Here is a 13,569-nt window from a genome sequence, read left to right on the forward strand (position 1 = left end):
CCTGCCGATCGGACTGCAGATCGCCGGACAGCGCTTCGACGACCTGGGTGTGCTGCGCGTCGCCCACGCCTACGAGCAGCTGCGCGGCGCCCAGCGCCCCTGGCCGCAGCCGCCCGCAAGCGCCGCGGCCCCCTCCTGAACCCTGCCCCGCCAAGCCCGCAGCGGCGCCCTCCTGGCCGCCCCATCCCCCTCGCCCCTCCCGCCCCTGCCCGATCTTCCATGGACCTCCTTTTCCTGGGCCTGCTGGCCGCCACCGGCGCCTACCTCGCCAACGCCCACCAGCAGCGCCAGCGCATCGCCCTGCTGGGCGAGCAACTCGCCCCCTTCCAGATCGAGCGCCTGATGCAGACCCTCACCCAGGGCTACCTGCGCGCCATGGGCGAGGCCGACCTGCAGCGGCGCGCCCAGGTGCTGTCCACCCTGGAGGCCAGCGAGATCCAGCTGTGCAGCCAGTTCGAGCGCTTCGTCGCCGGCTTCGCGCGGCTGCCCGCCGAGCAGACCCGCGTGAGCCGGCTGCCAGTGGCGCTGCCGCTGGCCCTGCAGCTGCTGCCTGCTGCGAGCTTCGATATGCGCGCTGCGCTGGCGGTGCACGCGCGGGGCATCGCCCGCGTCCGGGAAAACCGCGACGGCCTGGGGCCGCGCGAGCGCGCCTACACCATGACGGCCGAGCTGCTGCTGATGCAGCACACCTGCCACTGGTTCTGCAAGTCCAAGACCGTTGCTTCCGCCCGCATGCTGGCGCGCCACCAGACCCCCTACGCCCAGCTGCTCGGGTCGGTGTCGCCGTCCACGCGCAGCGCCTACCTGGCGCTGGTCCGGCCCGGCGCCGGCCGCGCCGGCTGAAGGGGGCGCGCCGCAGCCCGACCGTACAATGGTTCACACCTGCTTACACGCGGCCCCGTCCTACCCGGCCACGGCCCGAGCGCTGCTCCAATGCAGGGTACAGCCATGACCAAGACCCAGCCCGACGATCCCCACCTCGCCCACGCCGCCGCGTGGTCCGCCCTGGGCGTGCAGCACGCCATCCTGGCACGCGCCATGCCGGTCGTGCGCCACGACCTGGCCGGCATGCTGACCATCATGCGCATGGGCACCGTGGTGCTGCGCCGCCGCGTCGCTGCCGAGGCGAGCAGCGGCGCCGGCCCGAGCGCTGCCGCCGGCGAGAGCATCGCCACCCAGCTCGACCAGCTCGAGGAGCACCTCGCCAGCCTGTCGGACAGCGCCCGGCGGCTGCGCCACTGGGACCTGGGCGGCCCGGCCAAGCCCGAGCCGCTGGCGGCCACGGCCGAGCTGGCGCACGCGCTGGCCTACCCGCTGTTGGCCATGCGCGGGCTGGAGCTGGCGCTGGGCAGCCCCGAACAGTCTCTGCCCAGCGCACCGGCGCCCCAGCAGCCCATGCTGTGCCTGCTGCTCGGCGCCATCCATATCCTCGCGGAAGACCCGGATCCCATCCCGGCCTGCGTGCGCGTGGTCGCAGCGCCCGAAGGTCCGGGCCTGCGCGTACAGGCCGAAGGGCAGGCGGCCGACGCCCCGCCGGCGACCCCCGCCCCCGGCATGCCGGTCCTCGACGCGGCGGCGCTGGAGCGTCTCGCGCGCCACCTGGGCGTCGGCCTGCGCCATGGTCCGGGCTGGTTCGAAATCGAGGCCCCAGCCGCGGCACCCGCGCCCGCCGCGGTGCCGCCGCTGCCCTGAGGGCCGCCCTCGCCCAGCGGCAGGCAGCATCGGCCCGAAGGCGCCAGGCGCACTCAGCGCGGGGCCGGGCGTGGCCGCTCAGGCGCGCCCGATGATCGAGGCGGTGGCCATCAGCTCCTCGAGCAGCGCGAAGGAGACCTTCCCGGAGGCGGCATAGGGGTCGAACTCCGGGCGTTCGGAATACTTCAGCACAATCGAATGGTTCAGCTTGGCCAGATTCACCTGTCCCATGGTCCAGCCGCCGAAGCGCCGCTCGGAAATCTCCTCGAAGGCCAGCAGCTCCACATCCTTGTGCCGGGCGTCGCGCTGGATGTGGCCGAACAGCCCGCTCACGGCCGAGCGCCCGCCCTCGATGGCCTGCAGGAAGACACCGTCGCCATAGCACAGCACCCCCGTGATGCCCGTCGCCGGGTTGTGCTGGCGCGACTGCGCCAGGATGGCTTCGATGGCGGCGGGGGACGGGTCCACCGCGCGGCTGACGTAGAGCAGGCGCACCAACATGGCTCGGACTCCTGAAAAGCGGGGAAGGAACGGGGCGACGCGGGGCCGCCGGATGCCAGCGACTGTGCCTCAGTGGCGACCCGGGATCAGCGAGAGAAATTCGCGCCGCAGCGTAGGGTCCGTGAGGAACACGCCGCGCATGACGGAATTGAGCATCTTGCTGTCCATCTCCCGCACCCCGCGCCAGGACATGCAGAAATGGCTCGCCTCCATGACGATCGCCAGACCGTCGGGCTGGGTCTTCTCCATGATCAGGTCGGCCAGCTGCACCACCGCCTCTTCCTGGATCTGGGGGCGACCCATCACCCAGTCGACCAGGCGCGCGTACTTCGACAGCCCGATGACGTTCGTGTGCTCGTTGGGCATGACCCCCACCCAGAGCTTGCCGATCACCGGGCAGAAATGGTGGCTGCAGGCGCTGCGCACCGTGATCGGCCCGACGATCATCAGCTCATTGAGCCGCTCGACGTTCGGGAACTCGGTGATCGGCGGCGGCGCCACGTAGCGGCCCTTGAACACCTCGTTGAGGTACATCTTCGCCACGCGCCGCGCGGTGTTCTGCGTGTTGTGGTCGCCCGCGGTGTCGATCACCAGGCTGTCGAGCACGCCCTGCATCTTCGCCTCCACCTCGTCGAGCAGCAGCTCCAGTTCGCCCGGCTCGATGAAGCCGGCGATGTTGTCGTTGGCATGGAAGCGCTGGCGGGCCGCCAGCAGGCGCTCGCGGATCCTCACGGAAACCGGCGTGCCCTCCTCGGAGGCACGAGCGGGCAGGGAAACTACAGGGAGATCGGACATGGGGCGGGATGGTAACAGGCAAAGGCCGGCGCCGCCGGGGCGGTGGCTTTGGGTCTTGGCCATTGAAAATCAAGGACTTAAGCCAAGCGCGCGGCGGCGGTGCGGCGGCAGCATCCGGGGTCAGTAGCGGTTGCCGGTCACCCACAGCGCCGCGCGCATGCACCCGAGCGCGATGCGATCGAGCAGGCGCTCGCGCCACGGCCGGCGCGCGTAGCTGCGCGCGTCCACCGGGCGTCCCGCGTGTTCCAGCGCGTGCACCAGGCGCGCGCGCAGCTCCTGCGCGAAACCGGCGTCGCGCACCACCACGTTGGCCTCGCGCGCCAGCAGCAGCGACAGCGGGTCCAGGTTGGACGAGCCGACGGTCGCCCAGGGGCGCGGACCCTCGGCGTCGATCACCGCCACCTTCGCATGCAGGAAACTGGGGGCGTATTCGTGGATCTCCACCCCGGCCGCGAGCAGCGCGCCGTACACCGGCCGGGCGGCGTGGTACTGCATGAAGTATTCATAACGCCCCTGCAGCAGCAGGCGCACGCGCACGCCCCGGCCGGCGGCGTGCTTGAGCGCCCGGCGCAGCTTTCCCCCCGGGATGAAGTAGGCATTGGCGATGATCACCTCGTGGCGCGCCCGGGCGATGGCGCGCCGGTAGGCGCGCTCGATGCGGCTGCGGTGGCGCAGGTTGTCGCGCAGCAGGAAGACCGCCCGCATGCCGCGCCCGGCCTCCTCGGCGCGCCGCTCCTTGAGCTTGGCCAGCCGCGCCGCGCGCCAGTCCGCCAGCGCCAGGCCCAACCGGCGCTGGCGCGCGTCCTCGCCCGCCTTCAGGCGCCACCACAGCTGCTCCATCGCCTCGGACGCCTGCTCCACCAGGCTGCCGTGCACGCGCACGGCAAAGTCCAGGCGCGGCGCCTCAAGGGGCCCATGGTTCGGATCGTGGAAATCGTCCAGGATGTTGATGCCCCCGCAGAACAGCACGCGCCCGTCCACCACGCACAGCTTGCGGTGCAGGCGGCGCCAGCGCTGCGGCAAGAGCAGGCCCAGCGGCCCGAGCGGCGAATAGACCTGCAGGCGCACGCCGGCCTCGGCGAACGCCTGCTGCCAGTGGCGCGGCAGCCGCCCGGTGCCGACCCCGTCGACCACCACGTGCACGCGCACGCCGCGCGCCGCCGCGCGCACCAGCGCCTCGGCCACCTCGGCGGCGGCGCCCGTGAAGTCGAAGATGTAGGTCTCCAGCTGGATGTCCGACAGCGCCGTGTCCATTGCCGCGACCAGCGCGGGGAAGAATTCGGCCGTCCCCTGCAGCAGGGTGACGTGGTGGTCGGTGCGGCCCCAGCGCGGGTGCCATGCGGGCGAGGCCACGCGCTCAGAGCTCGAATTCGGCGATCAGCGGCAGGTGGTCCGACATGCGCCACCAGATGCGCCCGCGCGGCACGTGCAGCGAGATCGGCCGCAGCCCGCGCACGTAGACATGGTCGAGCTGCACCATCGGCAGGCGCGCCGGATAGGTGTAGGCCTGGGGGTTCTCGTCGTACTCGAACAGGCCGAAGCCGGCGAGCATGCGCTTGATCTGCAGGCCCCAGTCGTTGAAATCGCCCGCCACCACCAGCGGCGCATCGGCAGGCACCTCGCGCTCGATGAAACGCTGGATCTGCGCCACCTGGCGGATGCGGCTGCCCGGCACCAGCCCCAGGTGCACCACGATGGCGTGCACCGGGCGGCCCTCCACCAGCACTTCCACGTGCAGCAACCCGCGCTGCTCGAAGCGGTGGTCGGAGATGTCCTGGTGCTTGTGGCCGACCACCGGCCAGCGCGTGAGCAGCGCGTTGCCGTGCTCGCCATGGCGCGTGTAGGCGTTGGTGCGATAGACCGCCTCATAGCCCTCGGGCGCGAGGTACTGCGCCTGCGGCACCTCCGGCCAGCGGTCGAAGTACAGCGCCTCGCGCCGGTTCAGGGCGCGCACCTCCTGCAGGCAGACGATGTCGGCGTCGAGCTGCTCGACGGCCAGGCCCAGGTTGTGGATCTCCAGGCGCCGCGCCGGGCCCATGCCCTGCACGCCCTTGTGGATGTTGTAGGTCGCCACGCGCAGGATGCCCGAATGTTCCTCGGCACGGTCCTGGGGGCGGGAGGGAAGCTCAGTCATGGCAACGGTACAAAACGTGGCAGCCACAGGATGGCCTCGGCATTGGACGGCGAGGTGCAGCGATCGGCCGCGGCGCGCCAGTCCAGCCATTCATATGCCGTGTGTTCACGGGGATTCAAGCTTAGCGCCCTCGCCCGCGGCACCTGCAGGCCGAAGACCCGTTCCGTGTTCAGCCAGACGCCCGGCGCGTAGCGCTGCTGCCAGGCGGGGTAGATGGTGTAGGTGTTCTCCAGGCCCCAGTCCACCAGCGTGCAGCCCGGCGCGCGTGCGTCGATGCCCGTCTCCTCCGCCACCTCGCGCACGGCGGCCTCGCGCCAGCTCTCCTGGGGCGTGTCCTTGCTGCCGGTCACGGATTGCCAGAAGGGCTGGCCCTCGTGCAGGCCGGCGCGCCGCAGCAGCAGCACCTGCAGCGCCGGCGTGTGGATGACGACCAGGACGGACTCGGGGATCTTGGGCAGGGGGCGGTGCTCCATCGCCGCAAGTGTCCCAGAAAGGCGCAAGGTGCCCGCAGGCGCCCCTTGCCGAGCCTATGGCCATGGGGGGCCCACCGGGCCCGCCGTTCAGGCCGCGGGCGCCGGGTTGCGCAGCCGGATGTGCAGCTCGCGCAGCTGCTTCTCGTCCACCGGCGAGGGCGCCTGGGTCAGCAGGTCCTGGGCGCGCTGGGTCTTGGGGAAGGCGATCACGTCGCGGATCGACTCCGACCCCGTCATCAGCGTGATCAGGCGATCCAGGCCGAAGGCCAGGCCGCCGTGCGGGGGCGCGCCGTACTGCAGCGCGTCCAGCAGGTAGCCGAACTTCGCGCGCTGCTCCTGCGGGCTGATGTTGAGCGCGGCGAAGACCTTGGCCTGCACGTCGGCGCGGTGGATGCGCACCGAGCCGCCGCCCAGCTCCCAGCCGTTGAGCACCATGTCGTAGGCTTTCGCCAGGCACTGGCCCGGGTCGGTGTCCATCAGGTCCTCGTGGCCGTCCTTGGGCGCGGTGAAGGGGTGGTGCACGGCGACCCAGCGGTTGTCCTCCTCGTCGTGCTCGAACATGGGAAAGTCCACCACCCACAGCGGCGCCCAGCGGTCCTCGAACAGCCCGCCTTTCTTGCCGAAATCGCTGTGGCCGATCTTCAGGCGCAGTGCGCCGATGGCGTCGTTCACCACCTTGGCCCGGTCGGCGCCGAAGAACAGGATGTCGCCATCCTGCGCGCCGGTGCGCTTCAGGATCTCGGCGATGGCCGTGTCGTGGAGGTTCTTCACGATCGGCGACTGCAGGCCATCGCGCCCCTTGGCCGCCTCGTTGACCTTGATCCACGCCAGCCCCTTGGCGCCGTAGATCTTCACGAACTCGGTGTACTGGTCGATCTCGCCGCGCGAGATGGCACCGCCACCCGGCACGCGCAGCGCCACCACCCGCCCGCCCGGGGTGGTCGCCGGGCCAGAGAACACCTTGAAGTCCACGTCCTTCATCACGTCGGTCAGCTCGGTGAACTCGAGCTTGACGCGCAGGTCGGGCTTGTCCGAGCCGAAGCGCCGCATGGCCTCGTGGTAGCTCATGGTGGGGAAGTCGCCCAGGTCCACCTCGAGCTGCGTACGAAACACCTCGCGGATCATTTGCTCGAAGATGGCGCGGATCTCTTCTTCACCCAGGAAGGAGGTCTCGCAGTCGATCTGCGTGAACTCGGGCTGGCGGTCGGCGCGCAGGTCCTCGTCGCGAAAGCACTTGGTGATCTGGTAGTAGCGGTCGTAGCCGGCCACCATCAGCATCTGCTTGTAGAGCTGGGGCGACTGCGGCAGCGCGTAGAAGTGCCCGTCGTGCACGCGGCTCGGGACCAGGTAGTCGCGCGCGCCCTCGGGCGTGCTCTTGCCCAGCATGGGCGTCTCGATGTCGATGAAGCCCTGCCGGTCGAGGAAGTTGCGCACCTGGATGGCGACCCGGTAGCGCAGCATCATGTTGCGCTGCATCACCGGGCGGCGCAGGTCCATCACGCGGTGGGTCAGGCGCGTGGTCTCCGACAGGTTGTCGTCGTCCATCTGGAAGGGCGGCGTGACGGAAGGGTTGAGCACCACCAGCTCATGGCACAGGACTTCGATGCGCCCGCTGGCGATGGACTCGTTCACCGTCCCCTCGGGCCGGGCGCGCACCAGCCCGACCACGCGCACGCAGTACTCGTTGCGCACATCCTCGGCGGTGGCGAACATCTCCGGGCGGTCCGGGTCGCACACCACCTGCACGTAGCCCTCGCGGTCGCGCAGGTCGATGAAGATCACGCCGCCGTGGTCGCGGCGCCGGTTCACCCAGCCGCACAGGGAGACGGTTTGGCCCATCAGGGCTTCGGTCACTTGACCGCAGTAGTGGGAACGCATGGCCATGGTGTGGGGTCTTTGCTTCCTGCGCCCGGCTGGGGCGCGTGGACGATCGGTGGAAAAAGCGGTCTCAGGCGCGCTCGCCGGCAGCCGCGAGAGGGTCGGGCGGCGCGACGACGCCCATGGAGACGATGTATTTCAGCGCCGCGTCGATGCTCATGTCGAGCTCCACGCAGTCGCTCTTGCGCATCAGCACGAAATAGCCACCGGTCGGGTTCGGCGTGGTGGGCACATACACGCTCACGTATTCATCGCGCAGGTAGGCCGCGACCTCGCCCGAGGGCGAACCGGTGACGAAGGCCACCGTCCACACACCCTCGCGCGGCCACTGCACCAGCACCGCCGTGCGAAAGGCATTGCCGCTTTCGGAGAACAGGGTGTCGGAGACCTGCTTGACGCTGGAATAGATCGAGCGCACCACCGGGATGCGACTGACCAGCGCGTCGCCCCACTGCACCAGCTTGCGCCCGGCGAAGTTGCTCGCCAGCGCGCCCACCACCAGCAGGATGCTCAAGGTGAGCAGCGCGCCGAAGCCCGGGACGTGCAGGCCCAGCAGCCGGTCGGGCTGCCAGGCCTCGGGCAGGATCGCCAGCGTCAGGTCGAGCATGCCCACGAACCACGTCAGCACCCAGGCGGTGATCACGCCGGGCACGACGACGAGCAGGCCCGTGAGCAGCCAGTTGCGCAGCGTGGCCATGGGCGCGCTCTTGGACATGCAGGCTCAGGCGTCCGCGCCGCCGGCGGCCGCTGCCGGGGAGGAGGCAGTGGCAGCGCCGGCCTCGGGGGCGGCCGCCGGGCTCTTGCGGCCGCTGAAGTCGGTGGCGTACCAGCCCGTTCCCTTGAGCTGGAAGCCCGCGGCCGTCACCTGCTTGGTGAACGCCTCGGCCCCGCAGGACGGGCACGTGGTGAGCGGAGCGTCGGAGATCTTTTGCAGCACATCCTTGGCATGGCCACAGGAGCCGCACTGGTAGGCATAGATAGGCATGGCAAAAAGGCGCGCAATCGCGGTTGAAGGAAAAACCCGCAATTATAGGTAGCGCGCCCCCTGCCCGCCCGGCGCCCACGCACGGCCGGCCTAGATGTCGAGCCCGGCCACGGGCTGGGCAGGCACGCGCGTGTTGCGCACCAGCTGCGGCGCGAGCGAGCCCGCCACCATGCCGAACACGGCCGCCAGCACCCCGGCGAGCTGCTGTGGGAAGGCCTCGCCCAGCGCCGGCACCGCCATGAACAGCACCCAGGTGCCGATGCCCAGCACCACGGCGCACATCGCCCCCTGCGTGTTGGCGCGCTTCCAGTACAGACCGAACACCAGTGGCACGAACGCTCCCACCAGCGGCACCTGGTAGGCGCCCGAGACCAGCTCGAAGATCGGCGTGCCTTCCATCTTGATGGAGTAGACCAGCACGCAGATGGCGAACACGAACACGCTGATGCGCATGATGCGCAGGTTCTCGTCGTCGCTGATGTAGGTCGGGCGGAACTGGCGCCAGATGTTCTCGGTAAACGTCACGGCCGGCGCCAGCAGCGTCGCCGAGGCGCAGGACTTGATGGCCGACAGCAGCGCGCCGAAGAACAGCACCTGCATGATGACCGGCATGCGCTCCATGACCAGCGTGGGCAGCACCTTCTGCGGGTCGTCGCCCAGCAGCGCCTCGGTCTGCTCGGGCATGATGATCAGCGCGCTGGCCACCAGGAACATCGGCACGAAGGCGAACAGGATGTAGGCGCTGCCGCCGATGATGGTGCCGTGCGTGGCGGCCTTCTCGGTCTTGGCCGACATCACGCGCTGGAACACGTCCTGCTGGGGGATCGAGCCCAGCATCATGGTGATCGCCGCGCCGAAGAAGAAGATCATCTCGTGCCAGGTCGGCTCGGGCCAGAAGCGGAACATGTCCCGGCTGGTCGCCAGGTCGATCACCTTGCCCGCGCCGCCCGCCATGTCGGCGGCGAAAAACGACAGCACCAGCAGGCCCACCACCAGCACGATCATCTGGATGAAGTCGGTCACGGCCACCGACCACATGCCGCCCCACAGGGTATAGACCAGGATCGAGCCGACGCCGATCGCCATGCCCCAGGGGATGGAGATCAGCCCGCCCGAGAGCAGGTTGAACACCAGCCCCAGCGCCGTGACCTGCGCCGAGACCCAGCCCAAGTAGCTGAGCATGATGATCAGCGAGCAGGCGATCTCGATGGTGCGGCCGAAGCGCTCGCGGTAGTAGTCGCTGATGGTGAGCAGCGACATGCGGTAGAGCTTGGCGGCGAAGAAGGCGCCGACCAGGATCAGGCACATGCCCGCCCCGAAGGGGTCTTCCACCACCGCGTTCAGGCCGCCGTTGATGAACTTCGCCGGCACGCCCAGCACGATCTCCGAGCCGAACCAGGTGGCGAAGGTGGTCGTGATGATCATGTACATGGGCAGGTGCCGCCCCGCGATCGCGAAGTCGGCGGTGTTCTGCACCCGTCTCGCGGCCCACAGGCCGATACCGATGGTGACAAACAGGTAAGCAATCACCATGAAGAGCAACACGTTGCAACTCCTGCGAAAAAGGAAGGGCTGTGGGAAGGGTGGAAGGGAAAGAAAAGGGAGGCGCCCGGGGCGGCTTCAGAACAGGCGCAGGCGCACGACCAGCTGCATGACCAGCAGGCCCAGCACGAAGCCGAGCCCCCCGTAGATCAGACTCTGCAGCAAGCGGTTGGTGCGGCGTTGCTCGGCCAGCAACGCCTGCAGTTCGGCGCGCTCCACGGCGGGGCGCTGGCGCAGGTATGCGTGCATCAGCCGCGGCAGCTCGGGCAGGAGCTTGGCGTAGCGCGGCGCCTCCAGCTGCAGCTCGCGCCACAGGCGCTTGGGGCCGAGCTGGTCGAGCATCCACTTCTCGAGGAAGGGCTTGGCCGTGCTCCACAGGTCCAGGTCCGGGTCGAGCTGGCGGCCTAGGCCCTCGATGTTCAGCAGGGTTTTTTGCAGCAGCACCAGCTGCGGCTGGATCTCCACCTGAAAGCGCCGCGAGGTCTGGAACAGGCGCAGCAGCACCATGCCCAGCGAGATCTCCTTGAGCGGGCGGTCGAAGTAGGGCTCGCACACGGCGCGGATGGCGGCCTCCAGCTCGTTGACGCGCGTGTTGGCGGGCACCCAGCCGCTCTCGATGTGCAGCTCGGCCACGCGCTTGTAGTCGCGCCGGAAAAACGCCGTGAAGTTCTGCGCCAGGTATTCCTTGTCGAACTCGGTGAGCGTGCCGACGATGCCGAAATCCAGCGAGATGTAGCGCCCGAAGGTCTGGGGCTCGATGCTCACCTGGATGTTGCCCGGGTGCATGTCGGCGTGAAAGAAGCCGTCGCGAAACACCTGGGTAAAGAAGATGGTCACGCCGTCGCGCGCGAGCTTCTTGATGTCCACGCCCGCCTGGTGCAGGCGCTCGACCTGGCTGATGGGAACGCCGTCCATGCGCTCCATGACCAGCACCTCCGGGTGGCAATAATCCCAGAAGATCTCGGGAATCAGCACCAGATCCAGGCCCGCCATGTTGCGCCGCAGCTGGGCGGCGTTGGAGGCCTCGCGGATCAGGTCCAGCTCGTCGTGCAGGTAGTTGTCGAACTCAGCCACCACCTGGCGGGGCTTGAGGCGCTTGCCGTCCGCCGACAGGCGCTCCACCCAGCCGGCCATCATGCGCATCAGCGCCAGGTCCTTGCGGATCACCGGCAGCATGCCCGGGCGCAGCACCTTGACGGCCACGTCGCGCAGCATGCCGTTGCGGTCGCGGATCACGGCGAAGTGCACCTGCGCGATGGAGGCGCTGGCGACCGGTTCGCGCTCGAAGGAGACGAAGACTTCGCCGATGGGGCGGCGGAACGCGCGCTCGATGGTGGCCACCGAAATCGCTGGGTCGAAGGGCGGCACGCGATCCTGCAGCAGCGCCAGCTCGTCGGCGATGTCCGGCGGCATCAGGTCGCGCCGCGTGGACAGCACCTGGCCGAACTTCACGAAGATCGGGCCGAGGCTCTCCAGCGCCAGGCGCAGGCGCACGCCGCGTGGCGCGTCCAGCCGGCGCCCGAGCGTGAGCACGCGCGTGAAGCCGTGCAGCCACGGGCGATCGAAGCTCGACAGGACGACCTCGTCGAGCCCATGGCGCAGCACCACCCAGACGATGGTGAAGCCCCGCAGGAGGCGGCTCATGGCGGGCTGCGGTGCGGGTCGCGGCTGGCGCCGTGGGCGCCCACGTCGTGCCGGCCGTCGCCGCGGCCCAGCCGCGCGCCGGCAAAGCGCCGCAGCGCCTCGGCCACGCGGCCGGCCACCGAGGCGATGGCGTGCGCCGGCGCGTCGCCGATCACGCGCGCCAGGTCGTCCTCGACATCCCAGCGGACGTTGTCCACCACCCAGTTGATCTCGGCCGCCAGCTGCACGTCCCCCTCGATGCGGATGGTGGGTCGCTCGCCGGCGATCGCGCTGCGCGCCAGCGACAGCGGCGAGCCCTCGGACACTTCCAGGCGCAGGTCCGGCACGGCGCCCTCGGGCGCCAGGTCGAGCAGCCCCGCGGGCGTGACCCGCAGCGTGACGAAGAAATTGCGCCACTGCACACGGGCCGTGCGTCCGCTCTGGCGCGCCAGGCGGTCCATCGCCTCGCTTTCCTGCATGAGCACGTGGTTCAGGAACAGCACGGCCCGGTGCTGCACCTCGTGCACCAGCCACGCGGGGGGCTGGGGACCGGCTGCGATGCGTTCCATGAATCCGTCCAGGAAAGAAAAAGGGGACTGCTTGGGCATAGTCCCCGATTATTCCCCGAAGTGGCGCCTGCACCGTAGGCATTTTGCCCACGCCGCGGTTGCGCCGGCCCTCGTGTGGATCGAAACCCGCCCCACCGCCGGCAAGACCGGCGCGGGCGGGGCACTTCCGTGCCTACTGCAGGGCCTGCACGCCGGCCACCAGCCAGCCGCTCCTGCCGTCCTTGGGCTTGGTCATGTTCCAGACCTCGCGGAACGGGCTGGGGCCGGCCGAGGGCTCCTCGCGGATCATGCCGGAGAACTCGACGCTGGCCATGTAGCCATCGCCCAGGTCCTCGATGCCCAGCAGCTGGGCCTCCAGCATGACCACGTCCGTGTGGTTGGGCGCGGCCGCGCCGCGCAGCTGCTCGCGCTCGGCCAGCTGGGTGCGGATCTCGCCCAGCATGGCGTCGGTCATCATGGAGCGCAGCGTCTCCATGTCGGAGCGGTCCCAGGCGGCCTGCAGCGTCGTGAAGTTGCGCTTGGCGGCGGCGATGAAGCCCGCCACGTCGAAACCCTCCGGGATGCCCCAGTTCTGCGAACCGGCCAGGGCCGAGCCGATCATCGAGCCGCCGGCCGCAGGCTGCCCCTGGAAGGCCGTGCCATGGTGTTCCCACGGCCGGGCGGAGGCGTCGTTGCCGACCTTCTCGGGGTTGTAGTGGCGCGCGGCGGGCACGTCCGCCGGCGGCGCGCCGGCCCCCGCGCCCTGGAAGGCGAAGGGCGCAGCACCGGCCGCCGCCGGGCGGCGCGAGCGCATGACCATGCCGACCACGGCCATCACCACCAGCGCCAGCAGCGCGAACATCAGGAACTGGGCGAAGCCCGCACCCAGGCCGAGCGCGTTCGCCAGCCAGGCCAGGCCCAGGCCGGCCGCCAGCCCGCCGAGCATCGCGCCCCAGGGCTTCTTGGGCGCGGCGGCGCCGGCCGGCGTGGCCGCGTTCTGGGGCGCGGCCTTGCTGGGGGCGGCGTTTTGCTGTTGCGCGGGCGCACCGGGGGCGCGCTGGGGCGCGGCCTCGCGCTGCGTCACGTTGCTGGACTGGCGCCCGAAGGACTTGCCGCCGCCCATGCGGCGCGCGTCGGCATCGACGTGCACCAGCAGCGCCAGCATGGCGACCAGCGCCACCGACCAGAGTTTCCTGTTCATGTCATCTCCCGGAAAAGGTTTGCGTCGAGGTACGCGTTCAGCACTTGATTCCAACATGCAGCGCCACGACGCCGCCCGTCAGGTTGTGATAGTCCACATGTCCGAAGCCACTTTGCTGCATCAGGGCTTTGAGCTCTTCCTGGCCCGGGTGCATGCGGATCGACTCGGCCAGGTAGCGGTAGCTGGCGGCGTCGCCC

The 13,569-nt window shown here is 69.9% G+C and carries 15 protein-coding genes; 2 read left to right on the forward strand and 13 right to left on the reverse strand.

Annotated features, from left to right (window positions below):
- Positions 1-219 precede the first annotated feature (219 nt).
- Together A612_RS14645 and A612_RS14650 are read left to right on the forward strand one after the other, a co-directional pair.
- Positions 220-843 carry a hypothetical protein gene (locus tag A612_RS14645; protein ID WP_019375193.1) on the forward strand — a complete coding sequence of 208 codons (624 nt, stop codon included), beginning with the start codon at positions 220-222 and terminating at the stop codon, positions 841-843.
- A 105-nt stretch (positions 844-948) separates the two neighbouring features.
- Positions 949-1,692: a hypothetical protein gene (locus A612_RS14650; protein ID WP_019375194.1), complete on the forward strand. Its 744-nt coding sequence runs from the start codon at positions 949-951 to the stop codon at positions 1,690-1,692.
- 78 nt (positions 1,693-1,770) lie between these two features.
- Here A612_RS14650 and A612_RS14655 read toward each other — a convergent pair whose 3' ends face one another.
- The 13 genes from A612_RS14655 to A612_RS14715 all read right to left on the reverse strand — a co-directional run.
- Positions 1,771-2,193, reverse strand: a complete 423-nt coding sequence (locus tag A612_RS14655) for a BLUF domain-containing protein (protein WP_019375195.1) — start codon at positions 2,191-2,193, stop codon at positions 1,771-1,773.
- A gap of 69 nt (positions 2,194-2,262) precedes the next feature.
- Complete coding sequence (gene folE, locus A612_RS14660; RefSeq protein WP_040437110.1) at positions 2,263-2,988, reverse strand: GTP cyclohydrolase I; 726 nt, start codon at positions 2,986-2,988, stop codon at positions 2,263-2,265.
- Between the two features lie 120 nt (positions 2,989-3,108).
- On the reverse strand, positions 3,109-4,341 hold the full coding sequence (gene clsB / locus A612_RS14665) for a cardiolipin synthase ClsB (RefSeq protein WP_019375197.1): 1,233 nt from the start codon (positions 4,339-4,341) through the stop codon (positions 3,109-3,111).
- A gap of 4 nt (positions 4,342-4,345) precedes the next feature.
- Complete coding sequence (locus tag A612_RS14670; RefSeq protein ID WP_019375198.1) at positions 4,346-5,122, reverse strand: endonuclease/exonuclease/phosphatase family protein; 777 nt, start codon at positions 5,120-5,122, stop codon at positions 4,346-4,348.
- Positions 5,119-5,595: a dihydroneopterin triphosphate diphosphatase gene (gene nudB / locus A612_RS14675; RefSeq protein WP_019375199.1), complete on the reverse strand. Its 477-nt coding sequence runs from the start codon at positions 5,593-5,595 to the stop codon at positions 5,119-5,121. The genes A612_RS14670 and nudB overlap by 4 nt, the downstream gene beginning before the upstream one ends.
- A gap of 87 nt (positions 5,596-5,682) precedes the next feature.
- Positions 5,683-7,479 carry an aspartate--tRNA ligase gene (gene aspS, locus A612_RS14680; RefSeq protein ID WP_019375200.1) on the reverse strand — a complete coding sequence of 599 codons (1,797 nt, stop codon included), beginning with the start codon at positions 7,477-7,479 and terminating at the stop codon, positions 5,683-5,685.
- Between the two features lie 64 nt (positions 7,480-7,543).
- Entirely contained in the window at positions 7,544-8,170 is a 627-nt protein-coding gene (locus tag A612_RS14685) for a DUF502 domain-containing protein (RefSeq protein ID WP_040437114.1), read from the reverse strand.
- A gap of 24 nt (positions 8,171-8,194) precedes the next feature.
- Complete coding sequence (locus A612_RS14690) at positions 8,195-8,458, reverse strand: FmdB family zinc ribbon protein (protein ID WP_019375202.1); 264 nt, start codon at positions 8,456-8,458, stop codon at positions 8,195-8,197.
- A gap of 90 nt (positions 8,459-8,548) precedes the next feature.
- Positions 8,549-10,003, reverse strand: coding sequence for a high affinity choline transporter 1 (locus A612_RS14695; protein WP_019375203.1), 1,455 nt, complete (start codon positions 10,001-10,003; stop codon positions 8,549-8,551).
- Between the two features lie 75 nt (positions 10,004-10,078).
- Entirely contained in the window at positions 10,079-11,644 is a 1,566-nt protein-coding gene (gene ubiB, locus A612_RS14700) for a ubiquinone biosynthesis regulatory protein kinase UbiB (RefSeq protein WP_019375204.1), read from the reverse strand.
- Positions 11,641-12,231, reverse strand: coding sequence for a hypothetical protein (locus A612_RS14705; protein ID WP_019375205.1), 591 nt, complete (start codon positions 12,229-12,231; stop codon positions 11,641-11,643). Before A612_RS14705 ends, ubiB begins: the two co-directional genes overlap by 4 nt.
- Positions 12,232-12,364: 133 nt before the next feature.
- Complete coding sequence (locus A612_RS14710) at positions 12,365-13,372, reverse strand: Tim44 domain-containing protein (protein ID WP_040437111.1); 1,008 nt, start codon at positions 13,370-13,372, stop codon at positions 12,365-12,367.
- A 37-nt stretch (positions 13,373-13,409) separates the two neighbouring features.
- Positions 13,410-13,569, reverse strand: a 160-nt coding sequence (locus A612_RS14715) for a class I SAM-dependent methyltransferase (protein WP_040437112.1), incomplete at its 5' end; no start/stop codon positions are given.

The sequence above is a fragment of the Melaminivora alkalimesophila genome, from assembly GCF_000282995.1.
GTDB classification, from domain to species: domain Bacteria; phylum Pseudomonadota; class Gammaproteobacteria; order Burkholderiales; family Burkholderiaceae_C; genus Melaminivora; species Melaminivora alkalimesophila.

What these genes read in the sequence shown, in the direction of transcription:
- A612_RS14645 (WP_019375193.1), top strand. Translation starts at nt 220, where the DNA reads ATGGACCTCCTTTTCCTGGGCCTGCTGGCCGCCACCGGCGCCTACCTC.
- A612_RS14650 (WP_019375194.1), top strand. Translation starts at nt 949, where the DNA reads ATGACCAAGACCCAGCCCGACGATCCCCACCTCGCCCACGCCGCCGCG.
- A612_RS14655 (WP_019375195.1), bottom strand. Translation starts at nt 2,193, where the DNA reads ATGTTGGTGCGCCTGCTCTACGTCAGCCGCGCGGTGGACCCGTCCCCC.
- folE (WP_040437110.1), bottom strand. Translation starts at nt 2,988, where the DNA reads ATGTCCGATCTCCCTGTAGTTTCCCTGCCCGCTCGTGCCTCCGAGGAG.
- A612_RS14670 (WP_019375198.1), bottom strand. Translation starts at nt 5,122, where the DNA reads ATGACTGAGCTTCCCTCCCGCCCCCAGGACCGTGCCGAGGAACATTCG.
- nudB (WP_019375199.1), bottom strand. Translation starts at nt 5,595, where the DNA reads ATGGAGCACCGCCCCCTGCCCAAGATCCCCGAGTCCGTCCTGGTCGTC.
- aspS (WP_019375200.1), bottom strand. Translation starts at nt 7,479, where the DNA reads ATGGCCATGCGTTCCCACTACTGCGGTCAAGTGACCGAAGCCCTGATG.
- A612_RS14685 (WP_040437114.1), bottom strand. Translation starts at nt 8,170, where the DNA reads ATGGCCACGCTGCGCAACTGGCTGCTCACGGGCCTGCTCGTCGTCGTG.
- A612_RS14690 (WP_019375202.1), bottom strand. Translation starts at nt 8,458, where the DNA reads ATGCCTATCTATGCCTACCAGTGCGGCTCCTGTGGCCATGCCAAGGAT.
- ubiB (WP_019375204.1), bottom strand. Translation starts at nt 11,644, where the DNA reads ATGAGCCGCCTCCTGCGGGGCTTCACCATCGTCTGGGTGGTGCTGCGC.
- A612_RS14705 (WP_019375205.1), bottom strand. Translation starts at nt 12,231, where the DNA reads ATGCCCAAGCAGTCCCCTTTTTCTTTCCTGGACGGATTCATGGAACGC.
- A612_RS14710 (WP_040437111.1), bottom strand. Translation starts at nt 13,372, where the DNA reads ATGAACAGGAAACTCTGGTCGGTGGCGCTGGTCGCCATGCTGGCGCTG.